The organism is Dyella japonica DSM 16301 (assembly GCF_001010355.1).
Classification (GTDB): domain Bacteria; phylum Pseudomonadota; class Gammaproteobacteria; order Xanthomonadales; family Rhodanobacteraceae; genus Dyella; species Dyella japonica.
Genome location: NZ_JPLA01000030.1, coordinates 185,933 through 206,758 on the forward strand (window position 1 = coordinate 185,933; position 20,826 = coordinate 206,758).

General features: G+C 64.9%; 15 protein-coding genes. 13 read left to right on the top strand and 2 right to left on the bottom strand.

All coding sequences use genetic code 11. The annotated features are described in order from the left end of the window. The first annotated feature begins 45 nt into the window (after nucleotides 1-45). The 12 genes from Y882_RS12595 to Y882_RS12650 all read left to right on the top strand — a co-directional run bounded on the left by Y882_RS12595 (nucleotide 46) and on the right by Y882_RS12650 (nucleotide 18,037). Nucleotides 46-1,575 (top strand): CehA/McbA family metallohydrolase, encoded by a 1,530-nt coding sequence (locus Y882_RS12595; RefSeq protein ID WP_052949965.1) that lies wholly within the window; start codon nucleotides 46-48, stop codon nucleotides 1,573-1,575. Between the two features lie 108 nt (nucleotides 1,576-1,683). Beyond that, nucleotides 1,684-3,120 (top strand): DUF1254 domain-containing protein, encoded by a 1,437-nt coding sequence (locus Y882_RS12600; RefSeq protein WP_052949967.1) that lies wholly within the window; start codon nucleotides 1,684-1,686, stop codon nucleotides 3,118-3,120. A gap of 355 nt (nucleotides 3,121-3,475) precedes the next feature. Beyond that, on the top strand, nucleotides 3,476-4,513 hold the full coding sequence (locus Y882_RS12605) for an HAD family hydrolase (RefSeq protein ID WP_244466338.1): 1,038 nt from the start codon (nucleotides 3,476-3,478) through the stop codon (nucleotides 4,511-4,513). A 99-nt stretch (nucleotides 4,514-4,612) separates the two neighbouring features. Further along, complete coding sequence (locus Y882_RS12610) at nucleotides 4,613-6,283, top strand: arylsulfatase (protein WP_052949972.1); 1,671 nt, start codon at nucleotides 4,613-4,615, stop codon at nucleotides 6,281-6,283. A gap of 202 nt (nucleotides 6,284-6,485) precedes the next feature. Further along, nucleotides 6,486-9,008, top strand: a complete 2,523-nt coding sequence (locus tag Y882_RS12615; RefSeq protein ID WP_169748745.1) for a fused MFS/spermidine synthase — start codon at nucleotides 6,486-6,488, stop codon at nucleotides 9,006-9,008. A gap of 28 nt (nucleotides 9,009-9,036) precedes the next feature. Further along, nucleotides 9,037-10,017, top strand: coding sequence for an AAA family ATPase (locus Y882_RS12620; RefSeq protein ID WP_046972266.1), 981 nt, complete (start codon nucleotides 9,037-9,039; stop codon nucleotides 10,015-10,017). Nucleotides 10,018-10,033: 16 nt separating this feature from the next. Next, nucleotides 10,034-10,984 (top strand): DUF58 domain-containing protein, encoded by a 951-nt coding sequence (locus Y882_RS12625; RefSeq protein ID WP_046972267.1) that lies wholly within the window; start codon nucleotides 10,034-10,036, stop codon nucleotides 10,982-10,984. A 3-nt stretch (nucleotides 10,985-10,987) separates the two neighbouring features. Further along, a complete protein-coding gene (locus tag Y882_RS12630) occupies nucleotides 10,988-11,488 on the top strand; it encodes a DUF4381 domain-containing protein (RefSeq protein ID WP_052949974.1) in 501 nt (166 codons plus the stop codon). Next, a complete protein-coding gene (locus tag Y882_RS12635) occupies nucleotides 11,475-12,497 on the top strand; it encodes a vWA domain-containing protein (RefSeq protein ID WP_046972268.1) in 1,023 nt (340 codons plus the stop codon). The genes Y882_RS12630 and Y882_RS12635 overlap by 14 nt, the downstream gene beginning before the upstream one ends. Nucleotide 12,498: 1 nt before the next feature. Then, nucleotides 12,499-14,118, top strand: coding sequence for a VWA domain-containing protein (locus tag Y882_RS12640; protein WP_046972269.1), 1,620 nt, complete (start codon nucleotides 12,499-12,501; stop codon nucleotides 14,116-14,118). Then, complete coding sequence (locus Y882_RS12645; RefSeq protein WP_082121099.1) at nucleotides 14,115-15,452, top strand: BatD family protein; 1,338 nt, start codon at nucleotides 14,115-14,117, stop codon at nucleotides 15,450-15,452. The genes Y882_RS12640 and Y882_RS12645 overlap by 4 nt, the downstream gene beginning before the upstream one ends. Before the next feature lie 116 nt (nucleotides 15,453-15,568). Beyond that, complete coding sequence (locus tag Y882_RS12650; protein ID WP_046972271.1) at nucleotides 15,569-18,037, top strand: tetratricopeptide repeat protein; 2,469 nt, start codon at nucleotides 15,569-15,571, stop codon at nucleotides 18,035-18,037. A 62-nt stretch (nucleotides 18,038-18,099) separates the two neighbouring features. Here Y882_RS12650 and Y882_RS12655 read toward each other — a convergent pair whose 3' ends face one another. After that, nucleotides 18,100-18,513 carry a DoxX family protein gene (locus Y882_RS12655; RefSeq protein WP_046972272.1) on the bottom strand — a complete coding sequence of 138 codons (414 nt, stop codon included), beginning with the start codon at nucleotides 18,511-18,513 and terminating at the stop codon, nucleotides 18,100-18,102. A 126-nt stretch (nucleotides 18,514-18,639) separates the two neighbouring features. Next, nucleotides 18,640-19,452, bottom strand: a complete 813-nt coding sequence (locus Y882_RS12660) for an SDR family NAD(P)-dependent oxidoreductase (protein WP_046972273.1) — start codon at nucleotides 19,450-19,452, stop codon at nucleotides 18,640-18,642. 331 nt (nucleotides 19,453-19,783) lie between these two features. Here Y882_RS12660 and Y882_RS12665 point away from each other — a divergent pair, with 331 nt between their 5' ends. Next, entirely contained in the window at nucleotides 19,784-20,401 is a 618-nt protein-coding gene (locus Y882_RS12665) for a hypothetical protein (RefSeq protein WP_052949978.1), read from the top strand. Nucleotides 20,402-20,826: the final 425 nt, after the last annotated feature.

Below are 20,826 nucleotides of genomic sequence, written 5' to 3' on the forward strand. Positions count from 1 at the left end.
GCATGGCGGCGCGCGGGACGGTTGTCCTGCTTCGGGAAGCAAGCGATGAATGAGAATACGCGCAGTCGTTTCGGGTATCTGGCGCTGGTGGCGCTGTGGCTGGCCGTGTTGGGCGTGGCGTGTGCCACGGACCGTGCGCCGGATGTGGTGCTGCAGGGGCAGTTGACGGGCAGCGACAACCACAGCTATCGCGAGGTGCCGTTCCAGGTGCCGACGGGTGTCAATCGGATCACCGTGCAGTTTGAATCCACGGGGCGCGCCGAGCACACCACCATCGATCTTGGTTTGGAAGATCCCACCGGTTTCCATGGTCAACAAGGCCTGCGCGGCTGGACGGGCGGCAGCAAGCAGCTGTTCACCGTGGGTGCGGTCGACGCGACGCCGTCATTTGCGCCAGGGCCGATCCAGCCGGGCCGCTGGGCCCTGCTGCTGGGCATTCCCAATATCCGTCCCGCCTCGAAGGCGGAATACACCGCCAGGATCTGGTTTGGCCATCCGGGCGATCCGGCGTGGTTGCCGGCTGTGCTCAATCCGCCCTTGCGCAAGGAGATGGCCTGGTATCGCGGCGACCTGCATATGCACGGCGCGCACAGCGACGGCAGCTGTCCGACGCAGAGCGGTGACGGACGTGCACCGTGTCCGTTGATCTTCACCGTGGAAGAGGCGGCCAGACGCGGACTGGACTTCATCGCGCTCAGCGATCACAACACGGTGTCCCAGGCCAACGACATCCGCGAATTGCAGCCGTACTTCGATCACCTGCTGCTGATACCGGCGCGTGAGGTGACCACTTTCCAGGGGCATGCGAATCTGTTCGGCACCACCGAGCCGCTGGATTTCCGTCTGGGCAGCAAGTCGGTTCCTGACTGGAACGCCTTGCTGACGCAGGCCACCGCCTTGCACGGCGTGTTCTCGATCAACCATCCCATCCGCCCCAACGACGAAACCTGCATGGGCTGCGGCTGGACGCCCGCGAAGCCGGTCGATATGCATCTGGTGCAGGCCATCGAGGCGGTCAATGGCATCGACGCCATGAGCCCGCAGCACACCGGCATCCCGTTCTGGGAGGCGCAGCTCAACCAGGGCTTCCATCTCACCGGTATCGGCGGCAGCGACAACCACAATGCGAAAGTGGCGTTGCCGTTCCCCGGCGGCAGCATGGCCATCGGCCTGCCGACCACCGTGGTTCACGCCAGTGAGCTGTCGATGAAGGCCATCCTCGATGCGATTCGCGCCGGGCATGTGTTCATAGACGTACAAGGCACCCGCGACCGCGCCATCGATGTCGTGGCGACCGTGGGCGACCACTCGGCGGAAATGGGCGATGCCTTGAGCGCGCCGGCCGGCAGCACGGTTCGCATCACTTTGCATACCGAGGCGCTGGACCAGGCGCATGCGCAAATCATCGTGGATGGAAAGCCCTTGCAGACGAAGGATGCGCTGGTCATTGGTGGCGCGAAGCAGACCTTGTCGTTCGATTGGCCCAGCGATGGCGGGCGACACTGGCTGCGCGCCAATGTCCGCGGTGCCGATGGCAGCCTGTTGATCGTTGGCAATCCGATCTACTTCAACTGATGGCGTGCATCGACGCTACCTGGCTAGGTAAAACTACGGAGGCGCGATCCGGACGGCTCGGTTAAAACGACCGGACGCGCAGCTCGTTGGATGACGAGGATCCAGGCCATGAAAGCGTTGCTACTGTCGATCGCGATGTCCTCCACCTTGGCGCTTGCTCCCGTGGCGGCATGGAGCGCAGACGCCGCCGCGCAAGCGCCAAGCCCCAAGGACATCCAGCAACGCACGGTTGCCCGCCGCGCTACCGAAGCGGTGATCTGGGGCATGCCGGCGGTCAACTATCAGTTGATGCAGGACGCGTTCGAGCAGCTGCAGGGCGGCATGAACCAGGTCGCCTATTGGTCGCGGCCGGTCAACTGGAAGGACCAGACGCTCACACCCAACCCCGACACCATCTACTTCATGCCGTTCTACGACACCAGGATCGGCCCCGTGGTGATGGAAATTCCGCCGGCCGAGGAAGGCGCTTCCATTACCGGCAGCGTGGACGACAGTTGGCAAAATGCGCTGGAAGATGTCGGCCCGGCCGGCGTGGACAAGGGCAAGGGCGGCAAGTATCTGATCCTTCCCCCGGGCTACAAGGACAAGGTGCCGGCGGGCTATATCCCGATGGCGTCGGACACGTATCGCGGTTTTGCGATCCTGCGCTCCAACCTCAAGAGCGGCAGCGACGCCGATATCGACAAGGCCGTCGCGTACGGCAAGCGCGTCAAGTTCTATCCGTTGTCGGCAGCCAACAAGAGCGGCGGCCCCGACACCAAGTTCGTGGATGTGTATGACAAACCGTTCGATGCCACCATCCCTTACGACAGTCGATTCTTCGAGGCATTGAATCGTTTCGTGCAGGCCGAGCCCTGGGCCACGCGCGACAAGGCGATGATCGACATGCTCAAGTCGTTGGGTATCGAGAAGGGCAAGCCGTTCAATCCTTCCGCCGAGACCAGGCAGGCCTTGGACGCTGCTGCGCTGGAGGCCAAAGCGGCGATCGACCTGGGCTATGAGCAGGTGTTCGTGCCGCCGTTCTTCGACAACACGCATTGGGCGCTGCCCGCCGCGCAGGAAACGCTGGCAGGCATGATGACCACCTTCAGCAACCCCGACAGCTACCCGATCGATGGTCGCGCCGTGATTTACTCCATGGCGTATTTCAGTACCAAGCACCTGGGTACCGGGCAGTTCTATCTGCTCACGATCAAGGACGCGCAGGGCAAGCGCATGGACGGTGGTAAAAACTATCGCCTGCATGTGCCGCCCAAGGTGCCCGTCAGGCTTTATTGGTCGGTGACAGCGTACGACGGCGAGACGCACGCCTTGATCCGCAACATGCGCTGGGCAAGCCGCGGCTCGAATACCCCGGGCCTGCAGACGAATGCGGATGGTTCGGTGGATATCTATTTCGGTGCGAAGGCGCCCAATGGAAAGGAGGCCAATTGGGTGCCCACTGATCCCGCGCGTCCGTTCGAACTGCTGTTCCGCTTCTATGGGCCGGAGAAAGCGTTCTTCGACAAAGCCTGGAAGTTGACGGACCTCGAGCCTCAGCCGTAAGGGCCTGCGGCTCGCACGAGGTACCAGGCAGACGCCCGCATCAAGCCAGCGCAGGACAGGGCCCGATTGTCGAGGTCTGTCGCGAACAGGCGATCAAATTCTTGCGTCCCGCGCCCCGACGACGGGAAGTCCCGCGCGATGCGTCGCAAGGCATGTGCCGAGTAAATTTACGTAGACCTTGTACGTAGTCTCTCGGATTGTCAGACCCCGCCAAATTCGCGACCGTGATAGCTGGCACGTTGCCTGTGCACTGGGTGCTCCAGGCCTGGGCCGCGCGCATCACGGATATCAGCGGTCAGCTTGCACGGCGGCCGCCTGATGCAGCGAAGGATCGACCATGTCGGGAGTACTGGGAATGCACGATTCAGCCCGCTCTGGCGGAGCGCCGGCGCGCAGAATGTTCGCCTGCGGCTGGGCCGTGCTGTGCCTGCTCGGTGCCCTGGCGTGGAGCCAGGTCTGCATGGCTGCGCAGGACCCATTGCCTTCATGGAACGACGGCGCGACCAAGCAGCAGATCGAGAGCTTCGTCAAGAAAGTCACCACCAGCGGCTCGCCCGATTTCGTCGATCCGGCCAAACGCATCGCCGTGTTCGACAACGATGGCACCTTGTGGGCGGAGCAGCCGGCCTATTTTGAATTCTTCTTTGCGCTGGATCAGCTCAAGGCCCTGTCGCCCCAGCACCCGGAATGGAAAACCACTGAGCCGTTCAAATCCGCGCTTGCCGGCGACATGAAGGGTCTGGCGGCGTCGGGTGAGAAGGGCGTGCTCGAGCTGGTGGCCGCCACGCATTCGGGCATGACCACCGATGAGTTCGCGCGCAACGTGAACCAGTGGGTGTCCACCGCGCAACATCCAAAGTCGCACCGGGTGTTCACCGAGATGGTGTACCAGCCCATGCTCGAGCTGTTGCACTACCTGCGCGACAACGGCTTCAAGACCTACATCGTGTCCGGCGGCGGGCAGGACTTCATGCGCGCCTGGGTGCCTGCGGTGTACGGCATTCCACCCGAACAGATTGTCGGCAGCCAGGGTGAGCTGAAGTACGAGCTGCAGAACGGCAAGCCGGTGCTGATCAAGCTGCCCAAGGTGGCGCTGATCGATGACGGCCCGGGTAAGCCCGTCGGCATCCAGCGATCGCTCGGCGTGAAACCCATCTTCGCCTTCGGCAACTCCGACGGCGACCAGCAAATGCTCGAGTGGACGACGTCGGGCGATGGCGCGCGTTTCGCCGGCCTGGTCCATCACACCGACGCGGCGCGCGAGTGGTCGTACGACCGCCAGTCGAAGATCGGCAAGCTCGACAAGGCACTGGATGAGGCCACGGCCAAGGACTGGACCGTGGTGGACATGAAGAAGGATTGGAAAGTCATCTACCCCGCTGAAAAGCAGTAGCGCAAGAGACGGCGTTGGGCATTGGACGCCGTTGCGGCATGAACGATGTGGTCACCGTTGGCTGCCTTGCGCAGTCGTGAAGCACATGAGGAGGTTCCCATGTTTCGCCCGTGGCAGCGCAGCAGATTGTTGACATCAATCACCACGGTGGTCGCGACGGCATTGCTCGTCGTGGCCGCCGTGACCATTCAACCGCCCACGGCAAAGGCACAGCCGCCGGCACAGGACCAGCAGCAGGGCCAGTCGGACAACGGCAAGCCCAATATCCTCGTGATCTTCGGCGACGACGTGGGTCAGTCGAACATCAGTGCGTATTCGATGGGCCTGGTGGGCTATCGCACGCCCAACATCGACCGCATCGCCCGCGAGGGCATGATCTTCACCGACTACTACGCCGAGAACAGCTGCACGGCTGGTCGTTCGACCTTCATCACCGGCCAGACCGTGTTGCGTACGGGTCTGTCCAAGGTGGGCATGCCCGGCGCCAAGGCCGGTTTGCAGGATCGCGATGTCACCATCGCCCAGGCGCTGAAGGGCCAGGGCTATGCCACGGCACAGTTCGGCAAGAACCATCTGGGCGACCGCGATGAATTCCTGCCGACCAAGCATGGTTTCGACGAATATTTCGGCAATCTGTACCACCTCAATGCCGAAGAAGAGCCGGAGCGTCCCTACTGGCCGTCGAATGACCCGGCCTTCCTCAAGGTCTACAACCCGCGCGGTGTGATGCACACCTTCTCGGATGGCAAGATCCAGGACACCGGTCCGCTCAACGTCAAGCGCATGGAAACCATTGACGACGAAACGACGGGTGCGGCGATCGGCTATATCCAGAAGCAGGCGCAGGCCAAGCAGCCGTTCTTCGTCTGGATGAACTTCACGCGCATGCACATCTTTACCCATGTGCGTCCGGAGTACATCGGCAAGGCAGGCCTGGGCAAGGGCCATGAATACGCCGATGGCATGTGGGAGATGGACCAGAACGTCGGCAAGTTGCTCAAGACACTCGATGACGCGGGCATCACCAAGAACACCATCGTTATCTTCACCACCGACAACGGCCCGAACTTCTTCACCTGGCCGGACGCCGCCAACACACCGTTCCGCAGCGAGAAGGATTCGAATTGGGAAGGCGCCTTCCGCGTGCCTGCGATGATCCGTTGGCCGGGGCATATCCGTCCCAATACGGTAAGCAATGCGCTGATGTCTGGGCTGGACTGGTTCCCGACCCTGGTGGCGGCAACCGGTGAGACCGACATCGTGAGCAAGCTGGCCAAGGGCCTGAGCATCGGCGGAAAGTCGTTCAAGGTGCATCTGGATGGCTACAACTTCCTGCCGTATCTGACCGGTCAGACCAACACCCGACCACGCGATGAGTTCTTCTATTTCGACGACGATGCGCAACTGGTCGCCGTGCGCTGGGATCCCATGGCACCGGGCGCGGTCACGCCCGACGCGTGGAAGGCCGTGTTCTGCGAACAGCGCGCGCCAGGCGGTTTGCAGATCTGGATGGAACCGTTCACCTGTCTGCGTCTGCCCAAGCTGTACAACCTGCGCATGGATCCGTACGAGCGCGCTGACATCGGTCCTACCACCGGCTATTACCGTTGGGAGACGGAGAACGCGTACGTTGCCATCGAAGCCAACCTGCGCGCGGCCCGGTTCCTGGCGACGTTCAAGGACTATCCGCCGAGCCAGTCGCCTGACTCCTTCACCATCGACAAGGCGGTCGAACAGCTGAAGATGGAGCTGCAGAAGCAGGGCAAGTAAGGACTGGCGAAGGGCGGCCTTCGTGCCACTACTCGCAAGCCAAAGGCAGGCTGCCCGCATCCGTGCGGGCAGTCTGCGTTTTGGATGGCCTGGTCTTCGACAGGGCGGTGCGCAAGGCGTATCTGCCCGCGATTACTTAAGTAGCTCTACGCAGCGCGCTGGGTCCCTATACTCAAAAGACAATCCATCCCGCGCGAGATCCATGCCCGCCATGAAGCCGCCACGCGTTGGAAAACATGCCTTTGTGGCGTTGCCCGTCAACGCCGCCACCGCACGCTGGTCGGCCCTGCTGTTGTTCGGCTCGGGCGCCGCGTCCTTGGTGTATCAACTGTTGTGGATCAAGCAGCTCTCGCTGGTGGTGGGCGTGGAGGTCTATGCCGTCACCATTGCCGTGAGCGCGTTCTTCGCGGGACTGGCCATCGGCGGTGCGTGGTGGGGACGTACCGCCGATGGGCTCTCCCATCCCTTGCGTCTATACGCATGGCTTGAAGTGGCGGTCGGTGTGCTCGGCGTTGGGGCGACCTTGCTGTTGCCGCACAGTGCCGAGCTCTTCGCGCAGCTGGAGCAACGAGTCGGTTGGCTCGCGTGGCTGCTTCCCTTCGTGCTGGTGGGCGCACCCGCGGTGGCGATGGGAGGCACGCTGCCTGTGCTGGTGCGTGCCAGCGCCAGCGACAGCGTGGCGGGCACGGGCGGGCGCCTTTACGCGGCGAATACGGCGGGAGCGATTGCCGGCGTGCTGGCCGCGCCGTTTGTGTTGCTTCCCGCCCTCGGCGTGCAGGGCACCGCGTTGGCAGCGGCCGCTGTCAATGCGCTGGCTGCGGCTGTGGCGTGGATGCTGGATCGTCGTTATGCCTCCGTGCCGCCGGACAACAAGGAAAGGCCGGTAGCGTCCCCTCGCGGCGCGCGCCTCGCGCTGACGCTCTATGCCATCGCCGGCGGCATCGCGCTGGGCTACGAAGTGATCTGGTCGCAGACCGTGGTGCAGTTCATGACGACGCGCGCTTTTGCGTTTGCCATGATGCTGGCCGTCTATCTGCTCGGCTTGATGCTGGGCAGCGCCATCCACGCGCGCTTCGCCGATCGGGTGCGCAACGGCTGGTTCGCCTTCGGCATACTGATCGCGCTCGCAGGCCTGGTGGCCTTGCTGCAGGTCAGCGTGCTGGGCGCTTGGATGCCGGCGTTGCAGAGTCAGGCAGCCGATCTGCTGACGAGCCTCACCGGCAGTCGCCTCGCCACGATGTGCGCGCGCTTCGCCGTCGCCGCCATCGTGGTGGTGTTGTTGCCGACGCTGTTGCTTGGCGCGGCATTTCCCGCGGTGCTGCGCCTCTGTGCGCAACCCGGACACAGCGGCCGCGGCGTGGGTTTCGCGGTGGCGGTCAATACACTGGGCGGCATTGCGGGTACTGCCTTGACGGGCTTCGTGCTGGTGCCGACGTTTGGACTGGTGCGCTCGCTCGCTTTGCTTGCCCTCGCGGCGGCGGTGGTCGGCGTGACCGCGGTCTTTGCGGGTTCGGCTTCGCGCGAACGGTCGCGCTGGATCGTGGTCGCCGTGGGCGTCTGTACCGTGGCGGTCGCCATGCTGACGCCGCCGCAGAAGCTGGCGACCTTGTTATCGCAGGCGCGTGGCGGCGAACTGACCTACTACCAGGAAAGCCGCGGCGGCACGGTCGCCGTGCTGGCGCAGGGGCAGGGCGACAACCGTTTCCATCGGCTCTATATCCAGGGTGTATCCAATTCCGGCGATACCCTGCCTTCGCAGCGTTATATGCGGCTGCAGGCCTTGCTGCCGTTGCTCATCCATCGCGGCGAGCCGCATTCGGCCTTGGTGATCGGTTTCGGCACGGGCATCACGGCCGGTGCGCTGTCGCAGTATCCGGGGCTGACCACGCGCGTGTGCGCCGAACTGCTGCCTGCCGTGGTGAATGCATCGGCGCAGTTCAAGGGCAACTACCGGGCGGGCAGCGATCCGGGTCTCGATATCCGTCTGCGCGACGGACGCCGCGAGCTGTTGGTCAGCCCGCAGACCTACGACGTGATCACGCTGGAACCGCCGCCGCCTTCGGCTGCGGGCGTGGTGAACCTGTATTCGCGCGATTTCTACCAGCTGGCATCGCGGCGCCTCGCGCCCGGCGGCATCCTCGCGCAATGGTGGCCCATCGCCACGCAGAACGATGAGGATTCGCGCGCCATGGTGCGTGCCTTCCTCGATGCCTTCCCGCACGCCACGCTGTGGACCACCGAGCTGCATGAGATGTTGTTGGTCGGGTCCAACGAGCCGATCGAGCTGGACGCGGCACGCATCGCGCAGCGCTTCAACCAACCGTCCGTGACACGGGCACTCGGCGAGGTCGGTGTGGCTACGCCTGCTGCGCTGCTGGCGACGTGGGTCACCGGTCGGGCGGGCCTCGAGCGCTACGCCGGTAACACGCCCGCAGTGACCGACGATTGGCCGAGCATCGAATATGGCTCGTGGCTGCGGCGTAATGAGATTGTGCGCGTACTGCCGGAACTGGCGACGTTGCGCACCGAGCCACCGCTGCACGGAGCTGATCCGCAGCTCATCGATGCGATGCATCACGAGCGCGACGTACTGTTCACCTTCTACGCGTCAGGGTTGGCGGCATACCAGGGCGATCGCGACCAATGGTCCGAAGCACTCGGCCTGGTGATGCACGCGGACGGTCAAAATCCCTACTACCGCTGGATCGCGGGCGGCGGACCGTGATGCGGCCAGCGACGGAGAGCGAGTGGACATGAATGCGAAAGAGGCCGTGGCGACGCTGCAGGCGCAGATGGAAACTTCCATCATCGGACAGCGCGAACTGATCCGTCAGATGATCGTGGGCCTGTTGGCCAATGGCCATCTGCTGCTCGAAAGCCTGCCCGGCCTGGCCAAGACGCGTGCCGTGAAAAGCATGGCCAGGAACCTCGACACCGAGATGCGCCGCATCCAGTTCACGCCAGACCTGCTTCCATCGGACATCACGGGCACGGAAGTGCTGCACCAGAAGGACGGCCAGAACGTATTCCAGTTCCAGCCGGGACCGATCTTCGGCAACGTGATTCTTGCGGATGAGATCAATCGTGCGCCCGCCAAGGTGCAGGCCGCCCTGCTTGAGGCGATGGAAGAGCGACAGATTACCGTCGCCGGCACCACGCACAAGATGCCCGACCTGTTCATCGTAATGGCCACGCAAAACCCGATCGAGCAGGAAGGGACGTATCCGCTTCCCGAAGCCCAGCTCGACCGCTTCCTGATGAAAGTGCTGGTGGACTACCCGGACAAGGACAGCGAAGTCAGCGTGCTCGAGCTGGTGCGCAGCGAAGAAGTGGGTGCGTCCCAGGGCTCGGGTGCGGAGCAGGCCACGCGTATTGCACCCGCCAGCGTGTTCGAAGCGCGCGGCGAGATCCATGGCATGCATGTGGCGCCGGCGATCGAGCAGTACATCATGGCCCTGGTCGATGCCACGCGGCATCCGGCCAACTACGACAAGACGCTGGCCACCTGGATCCAGGTCGGCTCCAGCCCGCGCGGCGGCATTGCGCTGGAACGCACCTCACGCGTGCATGCGTGGCTGGAAGGTCGCGACCATGTCACGCCGGACGACGTGCGCGCGATGGTGCATCCGGTATTGCGCCATCGCCTGATCCTTTCCTACGACGCCAGCGCCGAAGGCATCCATGCCGATCAGGTGATCGACAAGATTCTGGAGCTGGTGGCCGTGCCGGCCTGAGCGGGAGGTTTGAGCGATGGCTGACGTGGCGGACCAAGACGTCGGTACGGTCTATGTCACGCCGGCGTACCTGGCGCGGATGGAATACGATGCGCGCCGCCTGCGCGCCACACCGCATCGACCGCACCACAGCATCCTTGCGGGCCGTCACGCCTCGCGCCTGCGCGGACGTGGCTTGAATTTCGAAGAGATCCGCGCCTACGTGCCGGGTGATGATCTTCGTCATCTGGACTGGAAGGCTTCCTCACGCGTCGGTCACGCGCTGGTGCGTTCGTATACGGAAGAGCGCGACCGCCCCGCGCTGTTCGTGGTCGACCAGCGCATTTCGATGTTCTACGGCACGCGTCGTGCGATGAAGTCGGTGGTCGCGGCGGAGCTGGCCGCGCTGGGTGCGTGGATGTCGTTCCAGGCCGGCGACCGTGCCGGCGCGGTGGTGTTCGACGACAACCATATCCAGAGCATCCGCGCCCATCGCAGCCGCTCGCGCGTGCTCGCGGTGCTCGGCGCGCTGGCGCGCAGCAACCAGGCGTTGCGTGCGGACGATCCGGTGCGCATCAATCCCGGGCAACTGGATGCCGCCTTGCGGGCAGCGCTGCACCTGGCGACGCACGATTACCTGGTCTTCATCGTCAGCGATTTCCTGGGGGCGGACGAACAGACCCTGCAGCTGATCCGCGAACTGGCCACGCACAACGATGTGGTGGCGGCCCTGGTGTTCGATCCATCCGCTCGATCGCTGCCGGACCGGGGCAAGATCGTCGTCACCGAGGGCGAGTTGCAGGTGGAGCTGGATTTTGATCGCAAGACGGTTCGCGAGCCGCTGAGCACCATGTTCGACCAGCGCCTGCAGGAAACCGTGGAACTGGTGCAGCGCTGCGGCGTGCCCATGCTGGCCATCGATACCGAACAGCCGACGCTGCTGCAGGTGGCGCACATGCTTGGCCACTTCGCCTGGCGTGGGAGGTAGGCCGTGCTGCTGCTTCCCGACAAGCCGATGGCCTCGATTGCCGATCTCAAGGACATCCCCGCGCCGCCGCCGGTGTCCTACGCACCGCAGACGGCCGGATGGTGGGTGGTCGGCGGACTGATCGTGTTTGGCGTACTGGTGTATGCGTTCCTTCGTTGGCGCAGGTGGCGGCGCAATCGCTATCGGCGCGAAGCGCAGGCCGAACTGGATGCCATCGAGCGTGCGGCCAGCAATGCGGCCACGCGCGAGGAGGCGCTGGCGGCGCTCCCCGCGCTGGTCAAGCGCACGGTGCTGTCGTGGGCGCCACGGCAGGAGGTGGCGCCGCTCAGCGGCGAAGCGTGGCTGCGTTATCTCGATCGCACCTATCCGCAAGGTGGTTTCGTGCAAGGCCCCGGACGCCAGCTCGACGCACTGGCTTACGGGCCGGGTCAGATCAGCAAAGACGAACTCCATGCCCTGATAGCACTGCTGCATCACTGGATCGACGACCATGTGGCAGCTTGAGCATCCCTGGCTGCTGCTGGTGTTGCCGCTGCCGCTGCTGGTGTGGTGGCTGTTGCCGCCGTACGGCGAACGCACGCGCGCCGTGCGCGTGCCGTTCTTCGACGAACTGACCAAGGCCACCGGGCAGACGCCTGCGCGCGGCGCCGTGGTCTTGCGTGGCAATTGGCTGCGTCGCGTGCTGGCACCGTTGTGCTGGGTGCTGGTGGTGCTGGCCCTGGCCGGACCGCAGCATCTGGAACCGCCGATCGAACGCACCGAATCGGCACGCGACCTGCTGTTGGCGATCGACTTGTCAGGCTCGATGGCGACACCCGATTTTGTGGATCCGCAAGGGCAGCGCATCGATCGCTTGAGCGCAGTGAAGGGTGTGGTCGACGATTTCATCGCCCATCGCACCACCGATCGCATCGGCCTGATCGTGTTCGGCACCAACGCGTTTCCGCAGGCGCCGCTGTCGCTCGATCACGTGGCTGTGCGCGAACTGCTCGATGAACTTCGCGTGGGCATGGCGGGCGAACAGACGGCTATCGGCGATGCCATCGGCGTGGCGGTGAAGATGACCGAGCACTCCCAGCAGCGCGAGCGCGTACTGATCCTGCTGACGGACGGCAACGATACGGCGGGCCGCATTCCCGCGGACAAGGCCGCCGAGATCGCCAAGGCCGGCCATATCGTGATCCATACCATCGGCATCGGCGATCCCGCCGCGAAAGGCGAAAACCGCGTGGATCTGGAAGCACTCCAGCGTATCGCCAGCGCCACGGGCGGGCGCAGTTTCCGTGGCGAAAACCGCGAGCAGCTGGCCGACATCTACGCGCTGCTGGACCGCGTGACACCGAGCAAGGTGAAGCATTCGGTCTATCGGCCCAAGCTCAAGCTCTACTACGTGCCGCTGGGTGCGGCCCTGCTGTTGATGATCGCCTATCACCTGCTGATGCTGGGCGTGCTGGCGCCGCTGGCACGTCGTCGCGCGCTGTCGCAGCTGGCGCCCGGCGGGTCGGAGAGCTGAGATGGAACAAGGCTTCCATTTCATCCGACCGCTATGGCTGCTGTTGCTGCCGGTGGGACCGCTGCTGCTGTGGTGGTGGGGCCGCCGCAACGATCCGCTGCAGCGCTGGAAGGGCATGATTGCGCCGCATCTGCTGGCGCATCTGGTGGTGGGCGACAGCGAACGCTGGCGGCCGCGGCCCATACATCTGGTTTGCGCCGTGCTCGTGCTCGGCAGCATCGCCTGTGCCGGCCCCACCTGGGAACTGGAATCGCCACCGTTCGCGGAGGATCGCGCGCCGCTCGTCGTGGCGATGGATCTTTCGGCGGCGATGAACGCGATGGATGTGTCGCCCACGCGGCTGGAACGCGCCAAGCAGAAAGTGCGCGACCTGATGGCCTTGCGCGTGGGCGGCCGCACCGGCCTCATCGTCTACACCAGTTCGGCCCACATGGTGCTGCCGCCGACGGACGATGCGGCGCTGATGGAAATGTTCCTCGCGGCGTTGAGCACCGACCTGCTGCCCGCCGGCAAGGGACTCAACGCAGGCTCGGCGCTCACCCTGGCCGACAAGCTGCTCAACGCGGAGAGCGATCCGGGCACCATCGTCTTCTTCACCAGCGGCTTCGACGATGCGCAGATCCCGGCGTTCGTGTCACATCGGCAACATTCGCGACAACAGGTATTGATGCTGGCCGTGGGCACCACCGAGGGCGGCCCGTTGCGCGGCGCCAATGGCCAGATCCAGACGGGTTCGGATGGCGCACCCGTCAACGCCAAGCTGGACGACGCGGCGCTGCAGCGACTCTCCACCCAGGCGCATATCCCGCTGGCCAGCGTCACCTCCGGCAACGAGGACATGCAATGGGTGCAGCGCGAGGCCGTGCATCACCTGCAGATCGTCAAGGACAACTCGTCGGTGCACTGGAAGGAGTACGGCTACTTCCTGTGCTATCCCCTGGTGCTTATCGCGCTGTTCTGGTTCCGGCGCGGCTGGATGGTGCGCTGGGTGTTCGTGCTCGGTTTTGCCGGGCTCGCGATGCATCCGACCTCGGCGATGGCGGCGGACTGGCAGGTGGCCGACTGGTTCTTCACTCCCGACCAGCAGGGCCGCTGGTACTACGAGCATCGCGATTTCGAAAAGGCGGCACAGCGCTTCCAGGATCCCACCTGGAAGGGCTGGGCCTTGTACCAGCACGGCCGCTGGGATGACGCGCGCAAGATCTTCGAAACCCTGCCGGGTGCGGACGCGAAGTTCATGACCGGCAACAGCTACGCCCACCAGTTCGAGTACGAGGAAGCCAAGGAAGCCTACGACGAGGCGCTGCGCATGCGTCATCCCTTCCCCGAAGCGGAGGCCAACCTGCGCCTGATGGTCACGCTGATGAAGCAGCGCGAGAGCGTGCCGGCTGAAGACCAGGACGATGAAAGCCGGCCCGACCAGGTCAAGCAGGACAAGGAAGGCGCCAAGGGCAAAGGCCAGATGCAGGTGATGGGCAAGCGTCCCACGCAACTGCCCGCCGATGTGTGGATGCGCAACCTGAGCGTGTCGCCCGCCGATTTCCTGCGCACCAAGTTCAGCGTCGAAGACGGCCAGCCGGCGCCCGCGCCAGCGAGCAGCGCAGGGGGAACGCCACCATGAAATGGTTGATGGCATGCCTGCTGTGTCTGGGCGTGGTCATCGCCCATGCCGACGAGCCAGCGGCACCAACGGCGCCGCCTATGCGGGTGCGCGCGCACCAGGAGCCGGCCGGTACGCTGATGCAGGGAGAAACGGCCCGCATCGTGGTGGACGTGCTGACCTCCGATTTCTTCATCGACGCACCGGTGTTGCCGGAGCTGCACGTCGACGGCGCCTATCTGTCGTTGTCGGCGGAGACGCCGGGACACCTGGTCGAGACGGTGGACGGACAGACCTGGTCGGGTGTCTCACGCACCTATCTGATCACGCCGCTGATGTCGGGCACGATGGCGATACCCTCGTTCGAGATCACCGCCCATCTCGGCGCGCAACACACACCGGTCACGGTGCAGACGCAGCCGCTGTCCCTGCAGGTGCAGGCCCTGGTGCTGCCGCAGGGCGTCACCGAAGCGCTGATCGCCCGCTCGCTGAAGATCACCCAGACCATCACGCCGGACGACGGCGGGTTGCATGTCGGCGACACGCTGACCCGCCGCATCGAGATAGCCGCCGAAGGTGCGCCGGCGATGATGTTGCCGCCCAGCCGCTTCGCGCCGGTGGACGGCCTGACCTTGTATCCGGCCTCGCCGGTGGTGCGCGATGCGGTGGACAACCACGGCGGCTTCGTCGGGGGCACGCGCGTGGACACCGCCAGCTACGTGATCGACCACCGAGGCCGCTACACCTTGCCGCCGATCAGCGTGCGCTGGATGGACATTCGCACGCGCCAATGGCGCGAGAGCAGCGTGCCCGCCGTGCATTTCCATGCCTGGTGGGGAGCCCCGAACAAGCCGCGATTTGCGTTGCCGCAGCGCGGCTTCATGCCACGTCTGCTCGGCTGGTTCTCCAGCGATGCGGGGCTGGCGCTGGTGATGCTGGCCGTACTGGCGGGGCTTGCCTGGTATTTCCGCGCCTGGTGCACGCGGCAATGGCGGCGCTGGATGGATTGGCGATATCGGTGGCGCCATCGCGAAGCCGTCGCCTTCCGTGCTGTTCGCCGTCGACACAGCGAGACATCAGCTGCCGCGCTTGCGCAAACCATCGACGCATGGGTGCGCCGGGTCGCGGACGATGGCGCACCCGACAGTATCGGCGGCTGGATGGCGCGCTACGGCGATGCCGCGCTGAGCGATCAGTGGAACGCGCTGCAGGATTCCCTGTATGGCGCCAACGGCAGCTCGTGGTCCGCCAAGGCGCTGGTCGATGGACTGGCCGACGCCAGGAGCCAATGGAAGCGCAGCCGCTGGCGCTGGCGACAACCGCCGGCCTTGCCGCCGCTCAATCCCGCCGCGTGAAGCGTGCCGCGCATTCACGGCGTCATCGCACACACCCGCTACCATGCCCGCGCGGCTGTTGAAACACAGCGCCACGGGAAGCGGCGCATACACTCGTACAGGCTTGGGGAGAGGGCATGGGGCGTTCCAGGAAGAGCCACGGCAAGCGCTCTGGTAAGGGTGCATCCGCGCGTCCCGCCGCACCTGCAAGCGCGCCCGTATCGACACAGGAGCGTCGCGGGCTCTGGTGGCTTCCACTCGGCGTGGCCGTGCTGGTGCTGGTGGTGCTGGGCATCTGGTGGCTGCGCGTGCCGTCGCCGGGGGTGGCGACCACGCCCGTGGCATCCGTGGCTACCGCACCCACGCCACCTGCTGCCGCGTTGCCGCCGGCCCACTATGTGGGCGCGCAGGCCTGTGCGTCATGCCATGCGAAAGAAGCGCAGGCCTGGCAGTCGTCGCATCACGCGCTGGCCATGCAGGTGGCCAATGATCAAACCATCGAAGGCCATTTCGAAGGCGCGCTGAAGCAAGACGGGGCCGTCGCCAGTTTCTCCAGGCGCGGCAACGCTCATGTGGTCAAGACCGATGGGCCCGACGGCAAGCCCACCGAGTTCGAGGTGAAGTACACCTTCGGCGTCTATCCGCTGCAGCAGTATCTGGTCGAGTTTCCCGATGGCCGCCTGCAGGCGCTGCGTGCGTCGTGGGATGCGCGTCCGGCAGCCGAAGGCGGCCAGCGCTGGTTCAACCTGTATCCGGGCGAGCACATCGACGCGCACGACACGCTGCACTGGACGCGCCTGAATCAGAACTGGAACTACATGTGCGCGGACTGCCATTCCACCAACGTGCAGCGCAACTTCGACCTGGCAAGCAATACCTTCAAATCCAGCTGGAACGAGCTCAACGTAGCCTGCGAAGCCTGCCACGGCCCCGGCTCGCGCCATGTCGATTGGTCGAAGGCGGGGCAGGCGGCACAGCATGCCGATCCATCGATGGGCCTCACGATCGCGCTGGACGAGCGCAAAGGCGTGCACTGGATTCCCAATCCTGTCAGCGGCAACCCGGCGCGCAGCGCGCCGCTGGCGACGCATCGCGAAGTGGAAACCTGCGCGGTCTGCCATTCGCGCCGCAGCATCATCGCCAAGGACACCGCACCCACCGGCCGGCTGATGGATACGCACGATCCCGTGCTGCTGGCCGAAGGCCGCTACCACGCAGATGGTCAGCAACTGGATGAGGTGTATATCTACGCCTCCTTCCTGCAGAGCCGCATGTACGCCAAGGGCGTGACCTGCAGCGACTGCCACGATCCGCACACCGGCAAGACGCGTGCGCAAGGCAATGCCTTGTGCGAGAGCTGCCATACCCCGGCGGTCTACGACACCGCGGCGCACCACATGCACAAGGAAGGCAGCGCCGGTTCGCAGTGCGTGGCCTGCCATATGCCATCGAAGAACTACATGGTGATCAATGCACGTCCGGATCATTCGATCCGCGTGCCGCGTCCGGATCTGAGCGTGCAATACGGCGTGCCCAATGCCTGCGCCAACTGCCACGCCGACAAGGGTGCGCAGTGGGCCGCCGACGCGATCGCCAAGGCGCATGGTCCCGAGCGCAAGGGCTATCAGCATTTCGTGGAGGCCTTGGATGCCGCGCGTCGCGGCAAGCCGGGTGCGTCAGCCCTGCTGACCACGCTGGCCGCCGATGCCGGCTCGCCGGCGATCGCGCGCGCCACCGCAGTCAACGAGCTCCACCGTTACGCCAGTCCCGATGCCTTGCCCACCATCCAGACCGCGCTGGCGGATACCGATCCGCTGCTGCGCGCCGCCGCCCTCGATGCCTTGCTGGCCTTCCCCACCCAGGTGCGCGGACCACTGGCCGCGCCGCTCGCCGACGATGCGGTGCTCGCGGTGCGCGTGAAGGCGGGCCGCGTGCTGGCCGGCGTGCCCGATGACCAGCTCGATGTCGCCCAGCGCGGCGCACGCGATCGCGCCTTTGCCACCTACCAGCAGGCGCAGGCGGCGATCGCCGACCGTCCCGAATCGCATTACAACCTCGGCGTGGTTTACGTTGAACGCGGCGACACGGCGGCCGCGGAACAGGCGTTTCGCCAGGCGCTCAAGCTGCAGGCGGATTTTGTGCCGGCCTACATCAACCTCGCCGACATGTATCGCAACAGTGGCCACGAGGCGCAGGCCGAAGGCGTCATCGATGAGGGGCTGCGCGCCGTTCCCGGCAACGCGAACCTCCTGCATGCGAAGGGCTTGTCGCTGATCCGGCAGAACGAGACGAAGGAGGCCATGACATGGCTCGAGCGCGCCCACCGCGCCGAACCGGACAATGCCCGCTTCGCCTACGTCTATGGCGTGGCCTTGAATTCCGAAGGCAGGGGCGAGCAGGCGCGCACGCTGTGGGAAGCGAGCCTGCGCACCTCACCCTACGATGCATCGCTGCTGTTTGCGCTGGCCGGTGCGGAGCGCGATGCAGGCCACGCGGACAAGGCCCGCGAGTACGCCGAGCGGCTGGTGGCGGTGGCTCCGCGTTCGCGCGAAGCGCACGAACTGCTGCAGAGTCTGGGCGGCGACAGCACGCCCGTGTTCCATTGACCGGGCCCAGCTGCATCCTGGCGCGCACCGTCGCGCCAGGGTCGATAGAGACGTTGCCCGCGTTATCGCTTGTCCAGCGAGTACTTCCCGGGGCCGGCAATGACCAGCAACAGCAATCCACCGGCGATGCTCACGTTCTTGTAGAAATTGATCATCGTGCCGATGCGTTCGGGATCGACCATATGCCAGAACTGGTGGCCGATCACCGCGGCAGCCAAGGTATAAAAGCCCAACAGCAGGGCCAGTGGCCGCGTATAGAAGCCCACCACGATGGCCAGGCCCACCACGAACTCCATGATCACCGCGATGCCGGCCGTGGCCGCTGGCATGGGAACGCCAACGGAGCCCATATAGGCGACGGTCGCGGAAAAGCTCTCGATCTTGTTCCATCCGAAGATAACAAACAGAACCATGAGCAAAAGACGGGCAAGCAGTAGCATGCCGTCCCTGCTGTCTGCCAGTAACGTATATCGCATGGTCGTTCTCCCATGACTCTACGCAAGGCATGCGGGTGAAGGCCCGCGTGGACCGCACCAACACGCGGTACGGTCGACCACACTATAAGCCCGCGCGCGTGCAATGGCGTAGCCGGTGTTCTCAGTTCAGGCGTCTTCGGGAATATCGCTCTTGTAGCGATCGGCAGCCACGTCGCGCGACAGCTCCGGCGCCATGCGCCGGCGCGCCTCGTCGTAGCGGTTCCACTCCTCGATATCCGGCAGCGAGGGTATCGTCACCAGTTCGCCCTGGTCATAGCCCGATAGCGCGGCGTCGACCATCTCGTCCACTTCCATGATCATGTGCGCGGGAATGGCGTCCAGGCCACCGGCCTGGCTCCAGATCTCCGTGCGCGTCACGCCGGGCAACACGCATTGCACGCGGATGCCGTGTTCGGCCACCTGCTTGTGCAGCGCGATGGTGTAGGTCAGTACATAGCTCTTGCTGGCCGCATAGGCGCCACCGAACAACTCCGGCGCAATGGCCAGCGCCGACGCGATATTGATGATGCTGCCGCGGCCACGCGTCAGCAGTCGCGGCAGCAGGGCGGCCACCAGTCGCGAGGGCGCGGTGACATTGAGCTCGATCATGGCCTGCACGACATCGGGCGGCGTCTGCGCCAGCACCGATCCGCCGCTGCGGCCTGCGTTGTTGACCAGGATGCCGATGGCCTCGTCCTCGCGCAGGCGCTGTTCGACCTTGCCGAGGTCGGCGTGCGAAGTGAGGTCGGCCACCAACACGTCCACTTTCACGTGATATTCACGGGAAAGCCGCGCGGCGAGTTCTTCCAGGCGCCCTGCATTGCGCGCCACCAGCACGAGCGGATGGCCGCGCTGGGCGAAACGATCGGCATACGTGGCGCCAATGCCGGTGGAGGCGCCGGTGATCAGGACGGTGTCGAGCGGTTCCGCGACGGACATGAGAGATGACTCCGCAAACAAGTATGAGGTGATCGCGAGGGCGCGCCATGAGGCGTGCGGACAAGCTTGCGCTCGGCGCGCGACGCTGTCACGCCTCCAGCGCATTTGCACGAGCCGTAAAAGTACGTAGCACTCTTGGGTGGTTTTACGCTCGTGAGCCGCTGCGTCCTGACCGAACATGATCGGGCGAGGGGACGCCCGTCCGACCTGCGCGAAACCCCGTCACGCAGACGGCGGGCGAGCCCTCCACCAATGCTTGGCCCAGGCAGCGCATCGACCCACTCACGCAGCACTCGCCGTCCGGCGATCGACACCCAAAGGAGTCAACATCATGAAGACATTCCAGCATTCCACGGCATGCCTGCTGGTCGCGGCGATGGCGATCTCGGCGCCGATGTTCGCGTCGGCACAGCAGGCGGCCAACGAATCGGCGGTCAATTCCACCGTGCATGAGCTGGGCCGCGAGGACAAGACGATCACCGCAACCGTCGTCTCGGTGGATCAGGAAAAACGCCTGGTCACTCTGAAGGGCCCCAAGGGCAAGGAAGTCACGGTGCAGGCTGGCCCCGATGTGCAGAACCTCGACAAAGTGAAGGCCGGCGACCAGGTGACGGCGCACTATCAGGCAGCCGTGGCCTTGCAGGTGATGCCGGCCGACAGCGCACAACCGGGCGTGGACTACTCGGCAGGTCAGTCATCCGCACCCAAGGGCAGCGAACCGGGCGCCAAGGCCAGCCAGACCGTCACGGTGACGAGCCGACTGACCGCCGTGGACCTCAAGCATCACACCATCACCGTGGCCGGCCCCGACGGCAAGAGCCGCACGATCGAAGTAAAGGATCCGGAGCGTCAGGCGCAGATGAGCAAGCTCAAGGTAGGCGACATGATGGTCGTCACGTATGTTGAGGCGTTGGCGTTGACGGTGACGCCGAAGGGGAAGGCGAAGTAAGAGGGTGCTGGAGGGGGCCGCTTGGCGGCCCTTTCTTGTTTGGGGTTGCGCGGGAGGGGGTGGCTTTTTTGGTCGTCGCCCCGACGCGGGCGGCTCTTTTGCTCGTCATTCCTGCGAAAGCAGGAGGCGCTTTTCAACAGCCGGATGGCTGGTCATCCAGTGACTTTGCGCTCGGTTGTCGCGTTACCGCGATCTGGCCGCCTACGCGGCGGGCGTTTCGATCGGCTGCCGCCGCTCGAGTCACTTTTCTCTTGCTGGCCCAAGAGAAAAGTAACCCAAAGAGAATGGCCTGATAACGCCCGCAGCATTGTGCTGGGATAAGCCCGAACGCTTGAGGCAGGCCGTCAGGGGACAACCTCCGAGGGTACACAGGGGTACCTCAAAGCGCTGCGCAACGCGCCCGAATCGCTGAGGACTTAAAGCGG

Coding starts and splice junctions, on each gene's coding strand:
- Y882_RS12595 (WP_052949965.1), top strand. CDS start 46: ATGAATGAGAATACGCGCAGTCGTTTCGGGTATCTGGCGCTGGTGGCG.
- Y882_RS12600 (WP_052949967.1), top strand. CDS start 1,684: ATGAAAGCGTTGCTACTGTCGATCGCGATGTCCTCCACCTTGGCGCTT.
- Y882_RS12605 (WP_244466338.1), top strand. CDS start 3,476: ATGCACGATTCAGCCCGCTCTGGCGGAGCGCCGGCGCGCAGAATGTTC.
- Y882_RS12610 (WP_052949972.1), top strand. CDS start 4,613: ATGTTTCGCCCGTGGCAGCGCAGCAGATTGTTGACATCAATCACCACG.
- Y882_RS12615 (WP_169748745.1), top strand. CDS start 6,486: ATGCCCGCCATGAAGCCGCCACGCGTTGGAAAACATGCCTTTGTGGCG.
- Y882_RS12620 (WP_046972266.1), top strand. CDS start 9,037: ATGAATGCGAAAGAGGCCGTGGCGACGCTGCAGGCGCAGATGGAAACT.
- Y882_RS12625 (WP_046972267.1), top strand. CDS start 10,034: ATGGCTGACGTGGCGGACCAAGACGTCGGTACGGTCTATGTCACGCCG.
- Y882_RS12635 (WP_046972268.1), top strand. CDS start 11,475: ATGTGGCAGCTTGAGCATCCCTGGCTGCTGCTGGTGTTGCCGCTGCCG.
- Y882_RS12640 (WP_046972269.1), top strand. CDS start 12,499: ATGGAACAAGGCTTCCATTTCATCCGACCGCTATGGCTGCTGTTGCTG.
- Y882_RS12645 (WP_082121099.1), top strand. CDS start 14,115: ATGAAATGGTTGATGGCATGCCTGCTGTGTCTGGGCGTGGTCATCGCC.
- Y882_RS12650 (WP_046972271.1), top strand. CDS start 15,569: ATGGGGCGTTCCAGGAAGAGCCACGGCAAGCGCTCTGGTAAGGGTGCA.
- Y882_RS12655 (WP_046972272.1), bottom strand. CDS start 18,513: ATGCGATATACGTTACTGGCAGACAGCAGGGACGGCATGCTACTGCTT.
- Y882_RS12660 (WP_046972273.1), bottom strand. CDS start 19,452: ATGTCCGTCGCGGAACCGCTCGACACCGTCCTGATCACCGGCGCCTCC.
- Y882_RS12665 (WP_052949978.1), top strand. CDS start 19,784: ATGAAGACATTCCAGCATTCCACGGCATGCCTGCTGGTCGCGGCGATG.